This window comes from Sporosarcina sp. P18a (assembly GCF_002743135.1).
Classification (GTDB): Bacteria; Bacillota; Bacilli; order Bacillales_A; family Planococcaceae; genus Sporosarcina.
On sequence record NZ_PDYQ01000003.1, the window covers coordinates 159,257 to 183,484 of the forward strand.

The 24,228-nt window shown below is 41.9% G+C and carries 22 protein-coding genes and 1 riboswitch; of the genes, 9 read left to right on the plus strand and 13 right to left on the minus strand.

Annotated features, from left to right (window positions below; all coding sequences use genetic code 11):
• The first annotated feature begins 41 nt into the window (after window positions 1–41).
• Both CSV75_RS10470 and metH read left to right on the plus strand, forming a co-directional pair.
• Window positions 42–1,901, plus strand: a complete 1,860-nt coding sequence (locus CSV75_RS10470; protein WP_099630508.1) for a bifunctional homocysteine S-methyltransferase/methylenetetrahydrofolate reductase — start codon at window positions 42–44, stop codon at window positions 1,899–1,901.
• Window positions 1,882–5,319 carry a methionine synthase gene (gene metH, locus CSV75_RS10475; RefSeq protein WP_099675769.1) on the plus strand — a complete coding sequence of 1,146 codons (3,438 nt, stop codon included), beginning with the start codon at window positions 1,882–1,884 and terminating at the stop codon, window positions 5,317–5,319. The genes CSV75_RS10470 and metH overlap by 20 nt, the downstream gene beginning before the upstream one ends.
• Window positions 5,320–5,493: 174 nt before the next feature.
• Here the strand turns inward: metH and CSV75_RS10480 are convergent, their stop codons facing one another.
• Both CSV75_RS10480 and CSV75_RS10485 read right to left on the minus strand, forming a co-directional pair.
• On the minus strand, window positions 5,494–5,838 hold the full coding sequence (locus CSV75_RS10480; RefSeq protein WP_099675770.1) for a hypothetical protein: 345 nt from the start codon (window positions 5,836–5,838) through the stop codon (window positions 5,494–5,496).
• Between the two features lie 137 nt (window positions 5,839–5,975).
• Window positions 5,976–6,176, minus strand: coding sequence for a hypothetical protein (locus CSV75_RS10485; RefSeq protein WP_099675771.1), 201 nt, complete (start codon window positions 6,174–6,176; stop codon window positions 5,976–5,978).
• Between the two features lie 172 nt (window positions 6,177–6,348).
• Here CSV75_RS10485 and CSV75_RS10490 point away from each other — a divergent pair, with 172 nt between their 5' ends.
• Window positions 6,349–6,750, plus strand: a complete 402-nt coding sequence (locus CSV75_RS10490; protein WP_099673012.1) for a thiol-disulfide oxidoreductase DCC family protein — start codon at window positions 6,349–6,351, stop codon at window positions 6,748–6,750.
• 111 nt (window positions 6,751–6,861) lie between these two features.
• Here the strand turns inward: CSV75_RS10490 and CSV75_RS10495 are convergent, their stop codons facing one another.
• From CSV75_RS10495 to CSV75_RS10520, 6 genes are all read right to left on the minus strand, one after another.
• The gene (locus tag CSV75_RS10495; RefSeq protein WP_099675941.1) at window positions 6,862–7,218 is read right to left on the minus strand and encodes a DUF779 domain-containing protein; all 357 of its coding nucleotides are present in this window, start codon (window positions 7,216–7,218) and stop codon (window positions 6,862–6,864) included.
• Window positions 7,219–7,260: 42 nt separating this feature from the next.
• A complete protein-coding gene (adh, locus tag CSV75_RS10500; protein WP_099675772.1) occupies window positions 7,261–8,802 on the minus strand; it encodes an aldehyde dehydrogenase in 1,542 nt (513 codons plus the stop codon).
• A 434-nt stretch (window positions 8,803–9,236) separates the two neighbouring features.
• Window positions 9,237–10,394 carry a Ger(x)C family spore germination protein gene (locus CSV75_RS10505; protein ID WP_099675773.1) on the minus strand — a complete coding sequence of 386 codons (1,158 nt, stop codon included), beginning with the start codon at window positions 10,392–10,394 and terminating at the stop codon, window positions 9,237–9,239.
• Window positions 10,391–11,845 carry a spore germination protein gene (locus CSV75_RS10510; protein ID WP_233191644.1) on the minus strand — a complete coding sequence of 485 codons (1,455 nt, stop codon included), beginning with the start codon at window positions 11,843–11,845 and terminating at the stop codon, window positions 10,391–10,393. Before CSV75_RS10510 ends, CSV75_RS10505 begins: the two co-directional genes overlap by 4 nt.
• A gap of 27 nt (window positions 11,846–11,872) precedes the next feature.
• On the minus strand, window positions 11,873–12,967 hold the full coding sequence (locus CSV75_RS10515; protein ID WP_099675774.1) for a GerAB/ArcD/ProY family transporter: 1,095 nt from the start codon (window positions 12,965–12,967) through the stop codon (window positions 11,873–11,875).
• Window positions 12,968–13,213: 246 nt separating this feature from the next.
• Entirely contained in the window at window positions 13,214–14,410 is a 1,197-nt protein-coding gene (locus CSV75_RS10520) for a DUF3238 domain-containing protein (RefSeq protein ID WP_099675775.1), read from the minus strand.
• A 192-nt stretch (window positions 14,411–14,602) separates the two neighbouring features.
• Window positions 14,603–14,704, plus strand: a riboswitch (TPP riboswitch).
• A gap of 62 nt (window positions 14,705–14,766) precedes the next feature.
• On the opposite strand from CSV75_RS10520, the gene thiM reads away from it, so the two are divergent.
• From thiM to thiW, 4 genes are read left to right on the plus strand one after another with little or no spacing between them, the layout of a single operon-like run.
• Complete coding sequence (gene thiM, locus CSV75_RS10525) at window positions 14,767–15,540, plus strand: hydroxyethylthiazole kinase (RefSeq protein WP_099675776.1); 774 nt, start codon at window positions 14,767–14,769, stop codon at window positions 15,538–15,540.
• 16 nt (window positions 15,541–15,556) lie between these two features.
• Window positions 15,557–16,372: a bifunctional hydroxymethylpyrimidine kinase/phosphomethylpyrimidine kinase gene (gene thiD / locus CSV75_RS10530; protein ID WP_099675777.1), complete on the plus strand. Its 816-nt coding sequence runs from the start codon at window positions 15,557–15,559 to the stop codon at window positions 16,370–16,372.
• A complete protein-coding gene (gene thiE, locus CSV75_RS10535) occupies window positions 16,372–17,031 on the plus strand; it encodes a thiamine phosphate synthase (protein WP_099630500.1) in 660 nt (219 codons plus the stop codon). The genes thiD and thiE overlap by 1 nt, the downstream gene beginning before the upstream one ends.
• A gap of 11 nt (window positions 17,032–17,042) precedes the next feature.
• On the plus strand, window positions 17,043–17,531 hold the full coding sequence (gene thiW, locus CSV75_RS10540; protein WP_099675778.1) for an energy coupling factor transporter S component ThiW: 489 nt from the start codon (window positions 17,043–17,045) through the stop codon (window positions 17,529–17,531).
• A 169-nt stretch (window positions 17,532–17,700) separates the two neighbouring features.
• Here the strand turns inward: thiW and CSV75_RS10545 are convergent, their stop codons facing one another.
• From CSV75_RS10545 to desA, 4 genes are all read right to left on the minus strand, one after another.
• On the minus strand, window positions 17,701–19,005 hold the full coding sequence (locus CSV75_RS10545; protein WP_099675779.1) for a D-serine ammonia-lyase: 1,305 nt from the start codon (window positions 19,003–19,005) through the stop codon (window positions 17,701–17,703).
• Window positions 19,006–19,048: 43 nt separating this feature from the next.
• Window positions 19,049–19,660, minus strand: a complete 612-nt coding sequence (locus tag CSV75_RS10550) for a response regulator transcription factor (RefSeq protein WP_099635796.1) — start codon at window positions 19,658–19,660, stop codon at window positions 19,049–19,051.
• A 1-nt stretch (window position 19,661) separates the two neighbouring features.
• On the minus strand, window positions 19,662–20,789 hold the full coding sequence (locus CSV75_RS10555; protein ID WP_099675780.1) for a sensor histidine kinase: 1,128 nt from the start codon (window positions 20,787–20,789) through the stop codon (window positions 19,662–19,664).
• 116 nt (window positions 20,790–20,905) lie between these two features.
• Window positions 20,906–21,952 (minus strand): Delta(5) desaturase DesA, encoded by a 1,047-nt coding sequence (desA, locus tag CSV75_RS10560; protein ID WP_099675781.1) that lies wholly within the window; start codon window positions 21,950–21,952, stop codon window positions 20,906–20,908.
• Between the two features lie 295 nt (window positions 21,953–22,247).
• Between desA and CSV75_RS10565 the strand changes: the two genes are divergently transcribed.
• Both CSV75_RS10565 and mscL read left to right on the plus strand, forming a co-directional pair.
• Window positions 22,248–22,883: a phosphatase PAP2 family protein gene (locus CSV75_RS10565; RefSeq protein WP_158231648.1), complete on the plus strand. Its 636-nt coding sequence runs from the start codon at window positions 22,248–22,250 to the stop codon at window positions 22,881–22,883.
• Window positions 22,884–22,937: 54 nt separating this feature from the next.
• Window positions 22,938–23,324, plus strand: a complete 387-nt coding sequence (gene mscL / locus CSV75_RS10570) for a large conductance mechanosensitive channel protein MscL (protein WP_099675782.1) — start codon at window positions 22,938–22,940, stop codon at window positions 23,322–23,324.
• Between the two features lie 406 nt (window positions 23,325–23,730).
• On the opposite strand, the gene CSV75_RS10575 is transcribed toward mscL, so the two are convergent.
• Complete coding sequence (locus tag CSV75_RS10575) at window positions 23,731–24,210, minus strand: acyl-CoA thioesterase (protein WP_099673024.1); 480 nt, start codon at window positions 24,208–24,210, stop codon at window positions 23,731–23,733.
• Window positions 24,211–24,228 lie beyond the last annotated feature (18 nt).

Here is a 24,228-nt window from a genome sequence, read left to right on the forward strand (position 1 = left end):
GGCTTTTTTTGATTAAAAAAGGCTAAAGGGGAGATGGATTTATGTCATTGCTCGAGAAACTACAAACAAATGTCCTAACGGCAGATGGTGCAATGGGGACGATTTTATATTCTTACGGAATTGATTACTGTTATGAAGAACTAAATATAGAAAAGCCTGAAATTATAGAGCAAATTCACCAAGACTACATCTCAGCTGGTGCAGATATAATCCAGACTAACACTTACAGTGCGAACGCAATCAAATTAGCTCGCTACGGCTTAGAAAGTCATGTCACGGATTTCAATAAAGCAGCCATTCAAATTGCCAAACGCGCAGCGGCGCCTGGGGGGCAATTTGTACTTGGAACAATAGGCGGCTTGCGAGGTATACGTAAAAGCGATGCGACATTGGATGAAATTGAAAAAGTCGTACTTGAACAAGCCAATGCATTATTAACAGGTGATCCTGATGGTCTCCTATTGGAGACGTATTATGACTTTGAAGAGTTATCATCGGTAGTTACAACATTAAAGAAAATTACGGATGTTCCATTGATTGCACAAGTTTCTATGCATGATCCCGGTGTATTACAGAACGGACTTTCATTAAACGATGCACTTCATCAGCTCGAGTCTCTTGGAGCAGATATCGTAGGCGTTAACTGTCGATTAGGTCCTTACCACACGATTCAAGCATTCGATAATGTGACATTACCAGAGAAAGCATTTTTATCCGCATATCCAAACGCCAGTCTATTAGATGTAGAAGATGGACGTATTGTTTATGAATCAGAGGCAGAATACTTTGGACGCGCTGCTGTATTACTTCGTGATCAAGGCGTTCGATTGATTGGAGGATGTTGCGGGACAACACCTAAGCATATTAAAGCGGCGAAAACACAGTTAGCGCGACTGACACCTATCACGGAAAAGGTCGTACAACCGGCGAAACCTATCGTGATTCATGAAGCGGATCCGGCAAAACATCAACCTCTTCACGAAAAAGCGAAAACAGAGCGTACGGTAATTGTAGAACTAGATACACCGCGCCACTTGGAAACAGAAGATTATATCAAAGGTGCAAATTTGTTATATGACGCGGGAGTTGACGCTATAACAATGGCAGATAATTCACTTGCTTCTCCACGCATCAGCAACATGGCGATGGGCTCGATCGTCAAGATGCAACATAATATCCGCCCGCTTGTACATTTAACGTGTCGCGATCACAATCTCATTGGCTTACAATCACATTTGATGGGGCTTGATGCATTAGGCATTCACGATATCCTAGCCGTGACAGGCGACCCGACAAAGGTTGGGGACTTCCCCGGTGCTACAAGCGTCTACGATGTATCTAGCATGGAGTTATTGCAGTTAATTAAGAAATTGAATGAAGGGATTTCATTCTCCGGTAAGCCATTGCGCAAGAAAGCCAGCTTCTCTATTTCAGCAGCTTTCAATCCGAACGTCCGCGTCATCGATCGTGCTGTACAACGGCTCGAGAAGAAGATTGAAGCGGGTGCAGACTATTTCATCACTCAGCCAGTTTACACGAAAGAAAAGATTATCGATGTATATGAAGCAACAAAACACCTGGATACACCGATCTTTATTGGGATCATGCCATTGACGAATATACGAAATGCAGAGTTCCTGCATCATGAGGTACCGGGTATCAAGCTTTCAGAAGATGTGTTAGAAAGAATGCGTGAATGCGGAGATGACCGTGAAAAATCAACTGAAACAGGGCTTGAAATTGCAAAAGAATTGATAGATACAGCGGCTCAGTATTTTAATGGACTGTATCTCATCACACCATTCCTGCGTTACGATATGACATTAGAGTTGTATGAATATATTAAGAAAATAGACCAGCAGAAGGAGAGGGAATTAACACATGCAGAGACATCCTATTGAAGAACAACTAGATAAAAGAATCCTTATCATTGATGGTGCGATGGGGACGATGCTGCAAGCGGAAGATTTCTCAACGGAAGACTTCGGCGGAGAAGAATACGATGGATGTAATGAATACATGAGTGTGTTACGCCCTGACGTTTTGGAGAAAATTCACGATGAATATTTAGAAGCCGGTGCTGATATCATTTGTACGAATACATTTGGCGGTACTCCCCTTGTATTGAATGAATTTTCACTTGGTCATCGTGCAGATGAAATTAATGCGAAGTCTGTAGAAATCGCGAAAAAGAGTGCAGCGAAGTTTTCTACACCAGAATGGCCACGTTTTGTCGCGGGGGCGATCGGGCCCACGACAAAGACACTTTCGGTAACGGGCGGTATCACGTTCGATGAACTATCTAATGATTTCTATGTACAGGCAAGAGCGCTTGTAGAAGCAGGCAGTGATTTGATACTGATGGAAACAAGTCAGGATATGCTGAATGTGAAAGCTGGAACAATTGGTATTAAGAAGGCGTTTGAAGAGCTTGGACGCGAAATTCCTATCATGATTTCAGGTACGATCGAACCGATGGGTACAACGCTTGCTGGACAAAGTATTGAAGCCTTCTATATTTCCATTGAACACGTCCATCCACTTTCGGTCGGTTTAAACTGTGCAACAGGTCCTGAATTCATGACTGACCATTTGCGTTCATTGTCCGAATTGGCGACAAGCTACGTAACCTGTTATCCAAATGCCGGATTGCCGGATGAAGAAGGACATTATCATGAATCTCCTGAATCATTATCGAAAAAACTGGAAGGCTTCGCTGAAAAAGGTTGGTTGAACATGGTTGGCGGTTGCTGCGGTACAACGCCTGATCACATTCGCGCAATTCGTGAGGTAGTTAAAGATAAGGCTCCACGCAAGATGCCAGAAAATCCTCATGGTCATGCCATTTCAGGGATTGAGCCTTTGCTCTACGACGATACATTACGTCCATTATTAATCGGGGAACGTACAAACGTTATCGGCTCACGTAAATTCAAACAACTAATTGTAGAGGAAAAGTTTGAGGAAGCTGCAGAAATCGCACGTGCACAAGTAAAACGTGGTGCGCATGTATTGGATATTTGTCTTGCGAACCCTGACCGTGATGAATTATACGATATGACTCGCTTCATGAAAGAAGTCGTAAAAAAAGTCAAAGTTCCTCTAGTCATCGATTCTACCGATGAAAACGTCATTGCAGAGGCCTTGAAATTCTCGCAGGGCAAAGCAATCATCAACTCTATTAACTTAGAAGATGGTGAAGAACGCTTTGATGCCGTACTTCCTTTAGTAAAAAAATATGGAGCGGCCGTAGTTGTAGGAACGATTGATGAAATTGGAATGGCAGTAACGAGAGAACGTAAGCTAGAAGTTGCGTTGCGTTCTTATGATTTACTCGTTAATAAATGGGAGATCCCACCGGAAGATATTATTTTTGATCCACTTGTCTTCCCTGTTGGTACAGGTGACGCACAATACATTGGATCGGCAGTAGAAACAATTGAAGGAATTCGATTAATCAAAGAAAAACTTCCGCGCACTTTAACGACTCTTGGTGTCAGCAACGTATCCTTCGGGTTGCCCCCTGTTGGCCGTGAAGTGTTGAATGCTGTGTACTTGTATCACTGTACACAAGCAGGTCTGGATTATGCGATTGTAAATACAGAGAAGCTTGAGCGCTTTGCTTCGATTCCAGAAGCAGAAATCAAACTGGCGAATGAATTACTGTTTAATACTACAGATGAAACATTGGCAGAGTTTACGGACTTCTATCGTGGTAAGAAAAAAGAGAAATCAGAAGACGATATTCCGAAAACCGTGCCTGATCGTCTTGCGTACTATGTGGTGGAGGGTACAAAAGAAGGCTTAATACCTGATTTGGAAACGGCTTTAAAGACATACGACGCACCACTTGATATCATCAATGGTCCTTTGATGAAAGGAATGGCTGAAGTTGGGCGTCTATTCAATGACAACCAGCTGATCGTAGCGGAAGTTCTTCAAAGTGCTGAAGTCATGAAAGCTTCTGTTTCATACCTTGAACAGTTCATGGAAAAGAAAGAAGACGATAGCGGGAAAGGCAAAATCATTCTAGCAACAGTAAAAGGTGACGTACATGATATCGGAAAAAACCTCGTGGAAATCATCTTAAGTAATAACGGATTTAAAGTCATAGATATCGGTATTAAAGTTACTCCAGCTACATTAATTGAAGTGATTCGTAAAGAAAAACCAGACATTGTAGGACTATCTGGACTTCTCGTAAAGTCTGCCCAGCAAATGGTGTTGACAGCACAGGACTTTAAGGCGGCAGGAATCGACACGCCAGTAATGGTAGGTGGAGCCGCATTAACAAGGCGCTTTACTGAAACGAAAATCGCACCTGAGTATGATGGCCCAGTTATTTTTGCAAAAGATGCGATGCAAGGTCTCGACTTAGCAAACCGTCTACAAAGTAATGACAAAGGAGCGTTACTCGAAGAATTAGCAGATAGTATCGAGAAACGCGAAACCAATGATGCGCTTAAAGCAAGTCGAGGCACGTCAGCAGTTGCAGTGAAGCCACGTCCCGTGAAAACGGTACGCACTGACGTTCCTGTATTCACACCAACCGATTTACGTAGACGGGTCGTGAAAGATTACTCGGTTGCTCACTTACATCCTTACGTAAATATGCGTACACTTATCGGTCACCACTTAGGTCTACGAGGAAATGTCGATAAAATGCTTGAAAGAAAAGAAGAACGCGCAGTACAACTTCATGAAATGGTAACGGAGTTCTTGAAGTCCGACAAGATGAAAGCTTCCGGTATTTATCAATTCTTCCCTGCCCAGGCAGACGGGGATGACGTAATCATTTATGATCCGGAAGATTCAAAAACTGAAATTGAACGATTTACGTTCCCGCGTCAAGAAAAAGAGCCTTTCCTGTGCTTGGCTGATTACTTGAAAACAGTGCAAAGTGGTGAAATGGATTACGTGGCATTCATGCAAGTGACTGCTGGTAAAGGGGTCCGTGATTATGCAAACAAACTGAAGGAAGAAGGCAAATTCCTTGAAAGCCATGCGTTCCAAGCGACTGCATTGGAGTTGGCAGAAGGCTTCGCTGAACGGATTCACCAAGAAATCCGTGACCAATGGGGATTCCCTGATCCAACAGACTTTACAATGCTCGAACGTTTCGCGGCCAAATACCAAGGCCAACGTTTCTCATTCGGCTACCCAGCTTGTCCAAATCTAGAAGATCAAGCTAAACTCTTCCGCCTCATCAAACCGGAAGACCACGGCGTCGTGCTAACCGAAGAATTCATGATGGAACCAGAAGCATCCGTATCCGCCATCGTCTTCGCCCATCCCGACGCAAGATACTTTAACGCATAACCCTAATGCTGAAAGCACCGTTTAGACTCGACAGGCGTTGGAGGAAATACCACAAAGGCGCTCTTTGCCTTTTTGGTAGTTCTGAAACGTCCCGAGTGTCTGGCGCTTGAGAAAATAAAAAATCCGCCATCTCTGAAATACTAGAGATGGCGGATTCTTCATATTAAAAAATGATCAGCGGCATCTTCTACGGCGGTGACAACCTTCGCCACCCCGCATACCTCCATATCCTGGTCCATATCCTGGCCCTCTTCCTGGCATGATAGTAGAGCCCATAACATTTTCCGTAGTTTCTGTGTAGTAGTGCTGTGGCACGCCGACTACGTGGTGTCGATTCACATTCACGATCGGATGAATAAATGGCATTTCCTGTTTAGTGAAGCAATCGTTAAAGCGATATTGTGGCGGGCAAAAAACGGGTTGAAAACCTTGGTGACCATGCATTCCTTGATGATGCTGATGGTGTCCCCATCCCTGCTGACCATGTCCGCCTGACATTCCACAATGTCCTTGATTCATTTCTCCACCTCCTTATACCTTATTACATGCGAGCCAACAAGTTTGTTACGGGCTGCCGCCATAGTATAATGAAAAATAAATAGCAATGACCTTTATCAATAGAGATAAAGGTCATTGCTATATTATTAATAAGCTATTTATAACTCACAGCTTCTAGGCGTAGCAGGCTTCTCATAACCTAGACTATTTTCAATTAATTCTAGTTTCTTCACAATAAATTCACACTCATTTAATGCGCCATGGACCGGAGCACCTTCGCCTACCATATTCTCAGAACGTAAAAAGTCAGAGTCACGACGCAACTCCAGCTCAGCTGGATGGATGTATTGACGTTCCATACTTTTTCACTCCTTCTTTTTTTATATGATGCACAAGACAAAGCGAGCTTATTATCTTCTATTATATACTATACACAAACAAATTCACACTATTCTGTTTACTACGCGTGAGTGAAGTCAAAACTATGTGGGTATAGTACGATATCACCTATTTTTGAAGGAGAGAGTAACTATGAAACGAGATAGAATTATACTATTTGATGGCGAATGTAACTTCTGTGATGCAAGCGTTCAATTTATCATTAAACGTGACCCGTACAAACACTTTTCATTCGCTTCGTTACAAGACGATGTAGGTAGAAAACTTCGTAAAGACTACCAAATTTCTGATGACGTAGATAGCTTAGTATTGATTGAAAACGGTAAAGCCTATACAAAGTCAGGCGCAGCTTTACGTATAGCCAAAAAACTGGATGGTTTATGGCACTTGGCATTCCTATTCGTAGTCATCCCACCAGCAATCCGCGACGTCGTCTACGACTATGTTGCAAAAAACCGATATAAATGGTTCGGTAAAAAGGAATTATCCTGCATGTTGCCTTCACCTGAGGATCGCCAACGTTTTATGGCATGAAGATTTTATCCATGACAAAAATTGAATACAGTAAATAAAAAACTGAAAGCAAGGTCCCATGTGTTGAGAGTTGCTTTCAGTCCTAGCCTTCCTATTCTTTGGAAGGCTTTTTTATGAAGTTAATTCCTTATACTCCCCGTCAGTGAAAGCACGAGATCTGGTTAAGAAACGTTTCCCTTCCACTCCTTCAAGCGAAAACATCCCTCCACGTCCGTCGACTACGTCAATAATCAGTTGTGTATGCTTCCAGTATTCAAACTGGCTCTTCATCATATAGAATGGCATGCCGCCAATATGCCCAAGCAAGATATCCTGATTACCAATAATCAAGTCTCCATCTTCGTAACACATCGGAGAAGATCCATCACAGCAACCGCCAGACTGGTGAAACATCAAAGGGCCGTGCTTATCTTTTAACCACTCTATAAGGGCCAACGCTTCTTCTGTTGCGACTACTCGATCTGGCATAGGAATTCCTCCATTCACTTCGGATCCTCCAGATAGATTCAATCAAAAGAATCCTAGTTTGCTTTCGTCGTAGCTAACTAGCATGTTCTTCGTCTGCTGATAATGTGCCAGCATTTGCAAGTGGTTTTCACGTCCGATTCCTGATGCTTTGTAGCCACCAAATGCAGCGTGTGCGGGATACGCATGATAGCAGTTCGTCCATACACGTCCGGCCTGAATACCACGACCGAAACGATACGCTGTATTCATATCGCGCGTCCATACACCTGAACCTAGTCCATATAATGTGTCATTTGCAATTTCTAGTGCTTCTTCTTTATCTTTGAATGTCGTAACCGCTACTACAGGACCAAAGATTTCTTCTTGGAAGATCCTCATTTTATTATGTCCTTTAAATACAGTCGGCTGCACATAATACCCCTCTGCAAGATCACCTTCAAGTTTGTTTTGCTCACCGCCCGTCAGACATTCTGCGCCTTCTTGTTTTCCAATGTCTAAGTAAGAAAGAATTTTCTCTAGTTGTTCAGTGGATGCCTGAGCACCCATCATAACCGTCGGATCCAATGGATTTCCTATTTTGATCGCTTTAACACGCTCAAGTGCGCGTTCCATGAACTTGTCATAAATGGATTCCTGAATCAATGCACGGGACGGACATGTACAGACCTCACCTTGGTTCAATGCAAACATAACAAAACCTTCAACCGCCTTATCAAGGAATGCATCGTCTTGCGCCATGACATCCTCGAAGAAAATGTTCGGAGATTTCCCGCCCAGTTCCAATGTAACCGGAATCAAGTTTTGAGAAGCGTACTGCATAATTAGACGACCTGTTGTCGTCTCCCCCGTGAAGGCAACTTTATTGATGCGCGGATTGGATGCCAGTGGTTTTCCTGCTTCCAGTCCGAAACCGTTGACTACATTCAGAACACCCGCTGGCAGTAAGTCTTCGATTAATTCAACCAATACCAAAATGGAGGCAGGTGTTTGTTCAGCCGGTTTTAACACGATACAGTTTCCTGCAGCCAATGCCGGAGCAAGTTTCCATACCGCCATCAGAATCGGGAAGTTCCACGGAATAATTTGCCCGACGACTCCTAACGGCTCATGGAAATGGTAGGCTACTGTATCGTTATCAATTTGACTAACTCCGCCTTCTTGCGCACGAATTGCAGAAGCAAAGTATCTAAAATGATCCACTGCAAGCGGAAGATCGGCATTCAATGTTTCACGGACAGCTTTCCCGTTATCCCACGTTTCAGCTACAGCTAGCATTTCCAAGTTCTCTTCAATACGATCCGCTATCTTCAGCAAAATATTTGAACGTTCAGTGACCGATGTTTTGCCCCATGCATCTTTTGCCGCATGAGCTGCATCCAGTGCCAGTTCAATGTCTTCTTCCGTAGATCTTGCCACTTGGGTAAATACCTTACCTGTAACTGGCGTGGAATTATCGAAATACTGGCCTTTTACTGGTGCTGTCCACTTGCCACCGATGAAATTATCATAGCGTTCTTTGAACTGAACCTTCGAACCTTGTGTATTCGGATTTGCATAAACTAGATTTTCTGAAGCTTGTACCATACTGCGTCACACTCCCTGTTCTCTCATTTTTTCTACTATTCTAGTGCAATCGCTTTTGCACACAGAGCTACTATACGAATCTATAACTAGCTTTATGCAAATTGAATGCGCTTACATATATTATCTTTTATAATAGCGGAATATTACATTCCTTTCAACTAATTGCTTTTAACTACAAACAGACGGTAGAAGCCTCACCATATATAAGCTGGAATTTATTTAATTTGATAGTTTAACTGTACGATGAAGGAGATACAACGCATATTATTTTCACCCTGTAAATTGGAAAAATTAAACCCTGCCTTCGCCTGCACAAGGCGAAATTCAGGGTCTTTAATTCTCCATAAGGGTGTACAGATACGTGAATTTATATGACAAATCCGCCGTGGCCAAATAAATAGGCGTCACTTTACTCACGGTTACTTTCATATCCTTTACTTTCCAATCGTCTTTTTATATGATTTTCTATCTGAGGTCAGCTTTGTAACACGCACCTTCAGGTTTCGAATTGAATCCTCAGTTAACTCCAACTTACCGTCCGTATGATATTTTTTCCACTCTTTAACGTTTTTTCTGTACAGCTTTTCTGAAAGATGATAAATATCAACATTCTTTTTCAAAGCTTCCTCATACGTCTCCTTAATTTGTTCTTCTACTACTTTTTCTGTCTCTTTTCGCATCCGACCCATCGTTATATTTTGTTCAATACTACTGATAGCTGCTGTCAACTCGACATCAATATCAAACTTTACTCCTACCTTACCGATAATCGGCTTGATTTTCACTTTCACTTTATTAACAACCACCGTGGAGTAATGTTCTCCATCTAATTTAATGGTGACTAGGCCCCTTTTCGTTTCATTTGTCATCCACTGTATTCCCCGCGCTTTGTCACCCGAGATGAATCCCTTGAAGCTTATGGGAGTAATTATCCCTACCCCTGACAAAACCGGTGCTTTAATGGACTCCTTCATAGATTTCCAATTTTCCTTAACTGAAATTAGTGGAATCATCGCTTCATGGCTTGGTTCATCCAGAGCAATTAGTAATTGGCGAATATCCAGTGGCTGAATGAAGGATTCTTGTTCATAGGCGTTCTGGGGATCACCAAGCCTAGAAAGGGTGACCGATTTATTAAGTACCGGCCTGACTAAAAGAACATCTTGTACGGGATCTTTCGTGGTATATAGCCAAACTTTATACCTAGTATCATGATAGCGGATAAAATTATCGATAACCGGACTCAATTTCCCGTTACTCATCACTTCTTCTGATGCAACTATATATGAAAAATGACCCCAGTACACTTTTTGATCTATGGAATGATATAATTCAAAAATTGCATCATCCATAGTTTTTCCCGTGGCATATCCAACTTCCGTTTGTACAGCTTGGGAATCTGATGGTTGCTCGCTTTTTGCCGTATTAGCAAAACTGACGAACTGCGTATATAACTCGTATTTTCCATCCTTAAAATCCACGCCAATTGCATTAACATAAAGCATCCTTTCGGGCTCATTGGAATCTATACAACCTGAAAGGACTGCCGAGAGAATTACCAAAAGCGGCAGCACAAATATACGTGTAGTCATTTTTCACCTTCTTTGCTCCGCGTTTTATCTTTGGGATTTAACATATTCGGACGCTTTTTATATTGTGTGGGATTTAAACGCAAAAGCGACTTCACAATTGTCTTCCAGCTTAAATCTGTCGTGATATTCATGTACGGCACCCCGAATGTTCGAATACTCGACAAGTATAGGATGGTAAAATAAACCGAAATCAGGAATCCGAACATTCCGAAAAATGCCGTTATGATAATGAAAAGGAAACGCAGTATACTCACGGTCCCCACCAGTGATTGGTTAACCAACGTAAATGTCGAAATTGTCGACACAGCGATAACGACAATCATCGCGGGACTTGTAACCCCGGCCCGAATGGCGGCATCTCCAATAATTAGCCCGCCCACAACCCCAATTGTACCTCCAAGTGCTGACGGAAGACGCAGACCAGCCTCACGAAATAATTCGAACATGAGCAGCATGAGCAACATTTCCAATATTGAAGGAAGCGGAAGGCCTGTATTTGCTTGTACAACTGTAGCTAATAATAAAAGTGGCAATTGATCCTGGTGAAATGTCGTTAAAGCAAGCCAAAATGCAGGCAAAGTTATACCTATGGACATACCGGTAATACGCAATAACCGTTCTACCGAACTAAACGAGGCTGGATTCTCATTATCATCACTTGTTTTTAGAAGTAAAAACAAGTTTACGGGCAAAATCACACCATAGGATACCCCGTCAACAAAAATTAGAAATCGTCCTCTTGCCAGCGATTGAACCGCATGATCTGGCCGGCCTGTATAATCTGTCCTTGGAAAGAGCACCCCTTTAATCTCCATGCTCTCCAGCAATAAGTCTCCGCTGAAAATAATATCCGCGTCAACCTTTTTTAGCTGTTTTTTTATACTATATAGCGTCTCTTCACTGGCAACATCATCAAAATATAGAAGTGCTACCGTTGTTTTAGTTCGCTTTCCCAGTTCAAACTTTTCCACACACAGTGAATTCGTCGGTAACCGCTTCCGTATGATTGCGATATTAACTGAAACATCTTCAATAAAATTATCTCTCGGCCCTTTTACTGGTACTTCCATACTTGTCTCTTCGGGATTTCGGTTCGGCTTTTCCGCTATATTGCTTGAAAAAAGGAGACCGTCATCCTCAAAATATAGAAGCAGGTTGCCGGTGTATACAAGTGACCCCACTTCTTTTATGTCTTCTACCTTTTTCAAATCTGGAATGTGTAATTGCCCAACGACTGCATCTTCTATCGTTTCACCCTTCAAATCATTCATCATGAGTTGAACACGCTGAACAATGACTCCATTCAATAATTGCTGATTGATCATGGCATCGCATGTAATGAATACTACTCGACGCTGATCAAACGTGTACGATTGAAACTGAACATCCGCGGACTTTAGAAACAATTGTTTCATGGAATGTAGATCTATTTCCTTTTCATCCGGCTTCAAGGTTCTTCACCATTTTCTTTATAGATTTTATGTTTTGATCTTCTTAGATGATTTTCGTGAAAGCAAGGCAATAATGACTAAAATGAACGACAGGAAGAACATGAAGAAAAATGTGACAATCAATAAATAATCCCCTTTAATACTATGGAAAAGATCATCACTCAAAAGATTTAACGACAACGCCATAAAGAAAAAAGCCGGTGCAAGTATTCTCCAAATACGCTGTTTGTCTCCTGTCATCTTTAATAAATCCGCTGCTATGAATAAAAGGAGACTCACTCTTATGAACGTACCTGACAGCCATTGATAAATAGAAGCGAAATCAAAGTGTTCAATAAACCGCCCGACCGACCCAATTCCCCATTCTTCATAGGCAGGAAATCTTTGTTTCGTCACTTCTGTTGGACCAAACTCTGTGATAGCTCCAATGGTAGGACCCATAGTCAATCCCATTAAAATGAACAGCATGACAGCAAAATGATACCACCGGATTTGATCTTTGACTTGTTGTTGAATGAACAGGAAAAGTATAATCTCGACAAACCCGGACGCTGGAAACACTGCTGTCGTTAGTACGGGTTGAAACCCATGTTCAAAAAATGGTTGAAGCAACTCATAATCTTTTACTTGCATATTGGTAAACGCAATAAAAAATCCCAAAATGACAATCCAAAATAGAATAAGTACATTAACCATCGCAATCGTTTGCAAGTTTGTTGTGGCAAGTAGAATACATAAAATCGTGTAAATGAGTAATAACGGTAGGACGGGGGTTTCAGGTAAAAAGGTTGAAATTATCCATATTAATGTCTCACCCATTGTAAAAGCTGCCAAGATGAGTAAAAAGATGGCTGTCATATACCGGATAATGGCTGATGCAACTTTCCCGGTACTCTTTTCCAACCATTCTGTCAGAGGTTGTCGCTTTGATTTCTTATGGATGTAAAGTACTAGAAAAAGCCAAGGGAAAATTATAATAACGGCCACCAAAATCGATATCCAGCCATCCCTTCCCGCCCCTTGTACAAGCGACGGAATAATGGTCACATGATTTTTCAAACCTATCACTGTCATCGATAGGAAAATAACATGTAAGACACTTATAGAGCTCGTTTTTTTCATATGGAAACCCTCTAACGTTTTTATATCATTCAGCTTTAACGACAACAGGTGGAATTATACTTACGCGGTGATACATTAGAGGGGCAAGATGCTACTTTCATACAGTGCTCATTATATTTCTTGCGTATTCATACTGTTCAAGGATAAGAGAAACCATAATCATTCATTAACGCAAATATGGACGTCACCATTTGCTTGCACAAACATAGGCAACGCAAAAAAGGACGTACCACATTTACTACTGCATTAATTACACGTCATATAGCGCCAATAATTATCTCCTAGCACACCCGTCAAATACGCCAATCCTTCACTTTCAGTACGATGCACAGGGCGCCAATTCTCGCCATCAAGCGATAAATAAATTTCATGATGAGGTGCATCATTGTGATAGCCTACCAGATCTAAGTTACCTTGCTGATCCAAATGAGCTTTCACTTCATAGTGAATAGACGGTGAAGCGGTTAATGGATTGCCTACATCATGAGTAATTGTAAAATGAACTTCTTTCGATTTCTCCTCCAACCGATCGATTTCTATACCCTCTACAGAAGCATGGGCATGGCGCTTATACCGCTTCATAGTATTTAAGCCAATTGACGGCCCAGTGGCTTTCGTAAACCGCAGATTGCTGTCTCCTCCGATAAATTCTCCTTCTATATCTACACGCGTGCGGAAGCTTTTTCCTTCAGGGTTGAAGTCCCGATCGTCTCCTGTAAAGTATGGAATCGGCGAAAAAAGATTCGGATTTTTAATAATATCTTCCTTTAAAAAAGTCGTGTAGCGGAACTTCCATTGCTTCACTTCATTTAACTTTTTCCTGTCAGCCACTGGAATGAGTAATCGATCCCGTTGCTTTACTCGCACGGAAAATGTATAGACTTCTTCTGTTGGTTTATTATTAGGATCCGGAGGCATAATCACTTCATACACTTTTGATGCGATTGATTTACTGACATTCATTTTCTGATTGCTATCAATTAATGGGCGTGTTGCCACGACACTATATACTACCGCCTCAGAAGAACTTGTCTCGCGATCAATAAAACGATTATCCGTAATTGTCTCGATGTATTGTCCATTCCGGAAAACATCAAACTTCTCTACATCCTTAATCCACTCCCATGACAGAGCAATTTGTGATGGGGCGGCAATCGTTGTGATCACCAAGCGTTGTAAAGGATGTTCATCTTCCTGTACTTCTGTCAGAGGTGATGTCTGGATAACAATTACATCTCGAACCCGTCCTTCCTCCACTCGTTCCACTGTATATTGAAAAGGATATGACGGATCTAGCTCTCCATCCGTAAACTTTGGAGCCGTTCCTTCATATACTTGTCGGTCATTTTTATAGACACGGTAATAACCACCTGTGTCACTCCACGTGAATGATATATCATCCAATGAATGATTCATCTGTTGAATTTCGAATAATTTCTCCATTTGCGATCTGCTCCCTTTTATCTATTTCATCTGAAACAGTTATACGCCTTCAGATAATTATGTAACATTCAGCATATCGTTATACCTTTTCGTCTATGTACAATCACTCATTTCTTATTACTTTAACCTCATAACCCCAGTATTATTTTAACCTTTTCCATGTATATGATATAATCAGCCTGTCTAATACATAGTCACCACTAGGGGCGCCTTCTATTGGCTGAGATGCAATTACGCAAACCCTTTGAACCTGATCTAGTACATACTAGCGGAGGAAAGTGGGTAGTTTTCATACCCAACCGCCCATCTATGCATGGGCTTTTTGTATATATACCTTTTTAAGGAGGAAAAGAAACATGCAGCTTATTCACGAACTTCGTCAAAAGCAACCGCTCGTTCATTGCATGACAAACTTTGTAGTCGCGAATTTCCAGGCAAATGGGTTACTTGCAATAGGCGCTTCTCCCGTTATGGCGGATGCAGTGGAGGAGGCAGAAGACATTGCAAAAATTGCCGCTTGCAGTATTTTAAATATTGGTACATTGAAGCAACAAACAGTAGACGCAATGATTTTGGCGGGAAAAAGTGCCCGCGCAGCAGGAAAACCTGTAGTACTAGATCCAGTTGGTGCAGGTGCTACGGCTTTTCGTAAAGCTAGCGTTCTAAAAGTGCTGAACGAGGTAGATATCACACTGATCCGCTGTAATACAGGGGAACTTGCTGCGATTGCAGATGTTCCATGGGCCGCTAAGGGTGTTGACGCAGGAGAAGGTTCTGCCGACATCGAAAGTATAGCGAAAAAGACTGCCCTTAAGTACAACTGTCTCGTGGCGGTTTCAGGCGAAGTCGATTTAGTCACGGACGGCCATTCCACATTATCCATTACGGGCGGCCACCCGATGATGACCACCATAACCGGCACGGGTTGTTTACTCAGTTCTGTCACGGGTGCATTTCTCTCCGTAGGAATGGAACATCCCTTGGAAGCCGTAGCAGATGCACTTTCATTTTATAAACGGGCTGGTGAACAAACTGCAAAAGTTTCACGTGGTCCTGGCGACTTTGCTGTAAACTTCTTAAATACCTTACATACATTGGATAACGAACGGAAAACAATTTCAGTATACTAGACAGGAGGTTTTTCAATTGACAGTACAAGTAGCATTGACCATTGCCGGTTCTGATAGCGGAGGAGGCGCAGGAATTCAGGCCGACTTAAAGACGTTTCAGGAGCTAGGTGTATACGGCACTTCTGCCATAACTGCATTGACTGCTCAGAACACACACGGTGTTCACAGTGTTTATCCAATACAGACAGATGGAGTAATAGCACAAATTCGTGCAGTACTGGATGACTTTGATGTAAAAGCATGTAAAACTGGGATGCTGTTTTCGACAGAAATCATTACTGAAGTAGCAACGCTATTAAAAGAATATCCTCCGTTTCCTTTAGTCATTGACCCTGTCATGATTGCAAAAGGAGGACAGGCTTTATTGCAACAACAGGCGATTCTAGCATTAAAAGAACATTTATTACCGCTGGCTACCGTTGTGACTCCGAATATCCCTGAAGCGGAAGTGCTAACCGGAATGAAAATACGAACAGACGAAGACATTCGGCAAGCTGCAGCCGCTTTTATTAAAATGGGAGCAAGAGCCGTCGTTATGAAAGGCGGTCACCGCAATGATGTACTGGATGCAAAGGATTATTACGCGGACGAAGAAGGGCAGTCATTCACTGTAACAACACCTTGGATTCAAACCAAAGATACACACGGGACCGGATGCACATTCGCAGCGGCTTTGACGAGTTTTCTGGCTAAGGGCTATTCTTTGACGGATGCAGTTGCCGAAGCGAAGCAATTCATACAGGCCGCGATTGAAAATGGCCTGAAGATTGGTTCAGGGCACGGACCAACCAATCACTGGGCATACGGTGAACTGAAAAAGGAGATGCACTGATGTCAAACATGGAAGTGAGGAAAGCATTAGGCTTATATTTTGTAATGGGTACACCAAACGCTCAGAGTCAGGATCCGTTAGCAATAGTAGAAGCGGCTCTTCGCGGTGGTGTCACATGTTTTCAGTTGCGTGAAAAGGGATCTAATGCGCTTGAAGGCGAGGCTTTGCTCGGATTCGCTAGAAAGTGTCAGGCACTTTGCAGATTGTATCGTGTTCCTTTCATCATCAATGACGATGTGGATTTGGCATTGGCCATTAATGCAGACGGGGTTCATGTAGGACAAGATGATGAACAGGCAGACAGCGTGCGTCAGCGAATTGGTCCGGATAAGTGGCTTGGAGTTTCGACTCACAATGCACATGAGGTACAAATTGCACAATCAATTGGGGCGAATTATGTAGGTCTGGGTCCGATCTATCCGACGTCAACCAAACTCGATGCTTCGGCAGTTGTAGGTACCACTCTAGTAGAAGAAATCCATACTGCGTTCCCTGATATGCCGATCGTCGCTATAGGCGGCATTACACTGGCTACTACCGGCTCTGTTATCCAAGCCGGGGCAGACGGTATAGCTGTGGTCTCCGCTATCGCATCGGCTAAAGATCCGCAGTATGCAGCAAGCGATTTATCAAACACCATACACTCTTTGTTGGCATGAATGGGGATCGTATGAATACACGGAAAATGATTTTCATGACAATGTTTGTCGCGATTGCAGTTGCCGGCTCTGCATTCGTTTCATTCCCTGCTGGTATCGCTAGAGCGTATCCCATACAGCATACTGTAAATGTTATAGTGGCGATCGTAATGGGTCCGGGGGCCGCTGTCGTGGTAGCGTTTATGACAGGACTCGTACGTATACTGACAGGGACAGGTTCACTGCTCGCATTTCCTGGCGGGATGATCGGTGCGTTTTTAGCTGGCGTATTATACCGGCGTTTCAAAAAGAATTGGAGTGCAGGCATCGGGGAGATTATCGGTACCGGTTTGATAGCACCATTGTTTGCAGTGCCTTATGCCAAAATCTTGATGGGCACGACCGTAACCGCTTTATTTTTCCTACCCCCTTTTCTTGTATCGACGGTGAGTGGGACAATTATCGGTCTATTATTGGCTCCAAGACTCTTGAAATTAAAGATTTTTAGAGATTTGAAGTAAGACCATGATGTAGGACAAAATGGTGGGCAAGCGTAATGAGGTCAAACTTGTGTTCGGGAACGTTGATCAACGATGTCTCCTAGCTTCCAAATCATCTATTCTAAAAATTAAGATCCGCAGAGAATAGTCTCTGCGGATCTTTTGTCGATTTCCCGGGAAATAGAGTGTATTATTTCCTCGTATAATGATAATAACTCTTCATTTCGTCCGCAGGCACCATATTTCCGCCCGTTCCCCATACAAGGTGCGTTGCGTTTTTGGAGTCTGCTAACGGTAATGTAGACTTAATAACTTGTACAGGTCCTGTCATACCAGCAAGTGCTGAAGGTTCCAGCCAGATGTCTTCACTATCCGCCAGCTCTTTAAGAAGCGTAAATAATGTCTGATCTTCTACCGTATAGCATCCTGTGAGGAATGGTTCCATCGTTTTTCCAACAAATGCAGAAGCTGTACCGACTGCTAAACCGTCAGCCGCAGTTTTATTGTCCAAGCCAAAATCTGCAACCGAGACCTGGTCGTGCATTCCTGTCATCATACCAATCATCATGCACGGTGAGTGTGTCGGTTCAGCAAAGAAGCAATGCACATGATCACCTAAAGCCAATTTTAATCCGAATGCCACGCCGCCAGGTCCCCCGCCTACGCCGCAAGGTAAATAGACGAATAGAGGGTGCGCTTCATCGACAGTAATATTCTGCTCTTTCAATTGTGCCGCAACACGTTCCCCTGCCACTGCATATCCCATGAATAAATCCGTAGAGTTTTCATCATCCACAAAATGACAAGACGGATCAGCCTCTGCCTGACGCCGGCCTTCTTCTACTGCTTTACTGTAATCATCCATATACTCCACCACCTGAACGCCTTTGGAGCGTAGTAAATCCTTTTTCCACTGTTTGGCATCGGCTGACATATGCACCGTGACATTGAAGCCAAGCTTTGCACTCATAATACCAATACTCAATCCCAGATTCCCTGTCGAGCCTACGGCAATTTTGTGCTTCGCAAACAACTCTCGGAATCTCAGCGTATCGAATTGGCTATAGTCTTTTGTAGAATCTAGCAATTGACTATCTACCGCAAGCGTCTCTGCATGCTTCAAAACTTCATAAATACCACCACGAGCCTTGATTGAACCTGAGATTGGCAACGCATTATCCTGTTTTAATAAAAGCTTTCCCGGAATATGGATAGCATACGCTTTTTCGAGTTCTTGCTTCATCTTTGGAATTGGGGTTAATGGGGATTCAATAATACCTTTATCCGTATCTGGAAAGACTTTCGCCAAATAGGGAGCGAATCTCTCCAGACGTTCGCTGGCGTCTACTATATCAACTTTTGATAAACGTGTCTTCAACAGGCCAGCTGCTACCAATTCGACAGAAGGATTTTTCCATAACACTTCCTTCTGCTCCATCACGCTTTGTAATAAGGGTAGCTTTACAAGCCATTCACTTTGCGTAATCTTATTCACTTATCACTCACTCCCTCGTTATGAATGTACGCCCGTGTAGATTTCACTCGAACCAGCCTTTTTCATTGAATAACGTAATCGCTTCAATACGATTACGAACTCCAAGTTTATCCAGTATGGTGGAGACATAATTACGGACAGTTCCGGGTGATAAAAACAGTTCAGCCGCAATCTGTTTCGTAGTTTTCCCTTCCGATACCAACTTAAGTACTTGAACTTCCCGCTCAGTCAATGGATTCTTCTCTTCTTCTTTCATATCAAATGCCATGTCAATTAATTCAGGTGCATAAATTCGGCGCCCTTCTATAATAGAATGAATCGATTTAACCAACTCTTCAATGGGATTATCTTTCAGCAAATATCCACGAACTCCTGCATTCCGCGCTCGTTCGAAATAACCTGCCCTAGCAAACGTCGTGAGAATAATAATTTGGCATTCCATATCTTGTAGTTCTTCCGCAGCATCCAAGCCGGTTTTAATCGGCATTTCAATATCCATAATACAAATATCGGGCTGAAGACTTTTTACCAAGTCTACGGCTTCCTGGCCATTTTTAGCCTTGCCTACTACTTCCATGTCTTCTTCCAGGTTCAACAACGACCCTAGTGCACCGAGTAACATTCCTTGGTCTTCAGCAATTACAATGCGAATCATATTACCCCTCCTTTATTTGCTTTAAGACAGCAGGTACCATGACTTTTAGTTGCGTCCCATTGTCACTTTTAATCGACAATTTACCGTTGACGAACTCTAATCGTTCCTTCATGCCATCAAGCCCATTCCCTGGTAAATTCACGCCATTTTGCGCGATACTAATCCCATTATCGTTTATTCTAATTACAAATGCCTTTTCTGTCTGTTCAAATATAATACAACATTGTTTTGCATAGCTGTGTCTTACTACATTATTGATTGCTTCTTTGAGACACATTACGAGTACGTTTTCTACAATAGGCGACACGTCGGGGAAATTGGGATTACCTTCTATATCCACTTCGATTTCAGCCGCCTTCAGCATTTGTTGGACGCGCACCAGTTCATCTTTAAGCTTCACACGTCGCATACCACTAACAAGATCTCGTACTTCTTTTAGTGCCGTACTAGAAATTTGACGTATATCTTGAATTTCTGCTTTTGCCGACTCGATATCCCGATCCATCAATCGAGAAGCTAGGTCACTCTTTAAACCAATCATAGATAACTTTTGTCCAAGTGTATCATGGAGATCTCGTGCAATACGCTCACGCTCTTGAATGATCATCAGTTCTGATATCCGTTCCCTTGCAATTTCCAACTGATCTTGAAGTAAGTCTCGTTTTTGACGGTTGTACAAATTAAATGGCAGTAATACTACTCCGATAACCGTGATAATAACAAAGTGTATTTGTGGTAAAAATAATTCGATTTCAAGAAAGAACCCCGCAACGATTGCGGCGATTAAAATCGCAATATGTAATCCGTAAATAACAAAAAAGCCGACTGGTCTTCTGATATGCCCAATAGAGAAAGCAATAAACAGTGACAGATAAACATAGCCAAATAACAATGTCATCACGACGGTAATAACAATTTCAAAACTGATCCACATATACATAAGACCACTTTTTGACTTAGCGGAAAAATAATATGACAGGAAAAATAACACTAATAATATGATACCTATTGTTAAATTAAATGGAGATGCGCTTCGTAAAATAAAAAAGAAAGGCAATATACAAAACACAACCCAAGCATAAATACTGAGCCATGGGCTTTTTGGGAAAATACTATACCAACTATACATTTGTTCTCATCACCGTCCTTTTCCTTCCATTGTAACAAACATTGACTACACTAGCTCTTTAGAGATGTGCGGACAAAATAAAAAGGCGGAGAAGGATTGCTCCTTCTCCTGCCATTTTATGATAAGCGTGTACGTTTTGGTTTTAAATCAATCGACAACTTATCTTTTAGTGAATACCGTTTTGCTTCTTTAAATGTGATAAATTTTTTATTATTTGGATCATACAAGCGGTAACGTAATGATTCCAAACTTGTTTTCAATGTAATCGTTGTAGCTTTTTGCAACGGTGGAGTTAATTCGTGCGCCATTTCCAAGTTATAGTTCGGTACACGTGGTGCCAAGTGGTGTACGTGGTGGAATCCAATATTGCCTGTTGCCCACTGAAGAGCACGTGGCAATTGATAGTATGAACTTCCTTCAACTGCTGCTTTCACATAATCCCAGTCAGATTCCTCTTCAAAATAAGAATCTTCAAATGTATGTTGAATGTAAAACAACCAAATACCAAGAGCACCAGCTGTGAACATCATAGTACCTTGAATTAGCAAGAATGCTTTCCAGCCAATTGCTACGATTAATACTGTATATACTGCAATTAAAATGATGTTAATTAAATACGTATTCAAACGCTCTTTCTTACGCGCATCTTTACGGTTAAAACGACCTGAGATTAGCACCAAATATAAAGGGCCAATTCCAAACAAGACAATAGGGTTACGATAAACACGATAGTAGAAACGCTCGAACTTGGAAGCATTTTCGTACTCTTCAACAGTCATAACCCAGATATCTCCAACACCCCGTTTATCTAAGTTTGAACTAGATGCGTGGTGAATCGAGTGCTCTCTTTTCCATTTTTCGTATGGGAATAATGTCAAGACGCCAGTGATTGTTCCAACAATATTATTCGCTTTCTTATTGCGGAAGAATGAACCGTGCGTGCAGTCATGGAAGATGATGAATGTGCGAACTACAAAGAACGCTGCAACGATTGCCAACGCAATCGTTAATGTGACAGATACACTCAAGCTTTGGTAAGCCAAGAACCATAAAATCAATACCGGTGGAATCGTATTGAACATCTGAACAATACTCTTTTTCAAATCAGACTTCGCAAAAGGCGCGACGTCTTTGTGCAGTTGCTTCGTTTGTTCTTTACTCATGTTTGAATTTCCCTCCTATTGGGTTTGCTAGTACATTAAGAATAACTTGTATACAGCAGGAGAGGTAGACTTAGATGTCATGACTTTGAGATGACAAATGTCATATGTTTTGAGACAGGCCCAACCATACACGATACATGAGTTAGATCATTATATAAATTTGTGTTGGGTGCTAAAGTTAGATAGTATCCGCTTTTTTGACCTTCCGACATTTATCCCCACATATTTCTACATTTCGCTGTACAATCTTTTTATTATCGTTCACAATATACAACAATAGAAAGGAATGTATACCGTGCGTGAATTATCACTTCGTTTATTATCCGTTTGGATTATTTGTATTCTATTTACCGGATTTTTCGCCTATATTGCCCGATCGATTCATTTGCAAACGATCTCTAGTTTTGATGAACCTATAATAGACTTTGTACAAAGTGCAGAATCCAAGGGACTAACATCTTTGATGAAACTATTTACTACTATTGGTTCCACAACATCGGTTGCTCTACTAGCCATACTGACACTTAGCGTTCTTTTATGGAAGAAACACCGTGCCCAAGCAGTACTATTTGCTATTGCACTAGCTGGGACTGGCATTCTTAATCAAGTACTCAAATTCATCTTCAAACGGGAACGCCCTAACTTTCATCGTCTGATCGACATTGGCGGGTATAGCTTTCCTAGTGGACATACGATGATGGCATTCAGCCTCTATACAATACTCGCTTATATCGTATGGAGAAATCTAAAGACTACAGGAAGCCGAATTGCTATTACGATTCTTGCGGTTTTTATGATTATGATGATTGCAGTCAGTAGAATCTATTTAGGCGTTCATTTCCCAAGTGATATTGTCGGTGGCGCGCTCGCCAGTTCAGTGTTTTTATTTGGAGTTATTTTAATCTACCAGAGATTTCAACGTCAAAAATAGGGTTAAATCACAATGTAATACAGGGCTATCATAATAAAGAAAGTGGTTATGTGTATGTGGAAGGATTTTAAGGCGTTCGCGTTTAAAGGAAATATTTTTGATTTGGCAATCGGTGTCGTAATTGGTGCAGCTTTTGGAACAATCGTTTCTTCTTTAGTTGAAAATATTATGACACCACTCATCGGGATTTTATTAGGTGGTCTGGACTTTTCTTCATTGAGCTATACAATTGGCGATGCTAAAATTAAATATGGTCTATTCATTCAATCTATCATTGACTTCTTGATTGTAGCAGGTTCCATTTTCGTCTTCTTACGAGTACTTATGAAGTTGAAAATGAAGCCGGCAGAGATAGTTGAAGAAGATCCGGAAGAAAAACCATTAGATATAAAAGAAGAATTACTTACTGAAATTCGTGATTTATTAAAGAGCGAACGATAAAATAGCGAACACTCACTCAATTGGTCGTACAGCCGCCACAGTTGTCTTACAAAGTCCATTGCAACGCGTCTGTCAAGGTGTTACAATTATAGGCAGGATACTGATCAAAGGAGTGGATATTCATGTGGTTCGTCTATATCATGTATGCATTGTTTGCATTTATTCTGGGTGGAACAGTACTTGGACTAGTCCGTACGTTTAGCAGTAATAACTAATACAACATAACAGCAGTGAATGAGTGGGCTCTGGCCTTTTCATCCACTGCTGTTTTTATATACACTAAAACCAACTCTTTCTATTCCAGTGTATTAATCATTTAGTACACTTTGCAAAAAATAACAAGTTGATTACTTTAAATAAAAAGCGCAAGGCAGAAACGAGAAATCCGTCTCACCTCACGCTACTATTAATATTTCATCAATCTCCGCTGTTTACGAAGTTCACGTCGTGCAGGCGCTGTATCAAAAAGGCGCTTTTCTAACTCTGTTTCAGGATACACTTCTGCCACTGGTATCGGACGATTTGTGTCATCTACCGCAACCATCGTACAGAATGATTCCGTCGTCAACTTCACTTCACCTGTAACTAAGTTTTTGGAATGAACGGAAATAAACACTTCCATAGATGTGCGACCAACGGAAGTAACCACCGCTTCCAGTTCAATGACATCGCCAAGCAAGGCTGGAGAAACGAAATCGACCGAGTCGATCGAGGCCGTGACGGCAGCTCTAGTACCCGCGTGTTTCATAGCTGAAATAGCTGCGATCTCGTCTATATAGGAAAGGACTTTCCCTCCAAAAATTGATTCAATATGGTTCGTGTCCGGCGGTAGGACCAGCTTACTTTGGATCGTTCTTGACTCGCTCATAGGTTTTCGTTCCGACATTGCGACATCTCCCTTTTT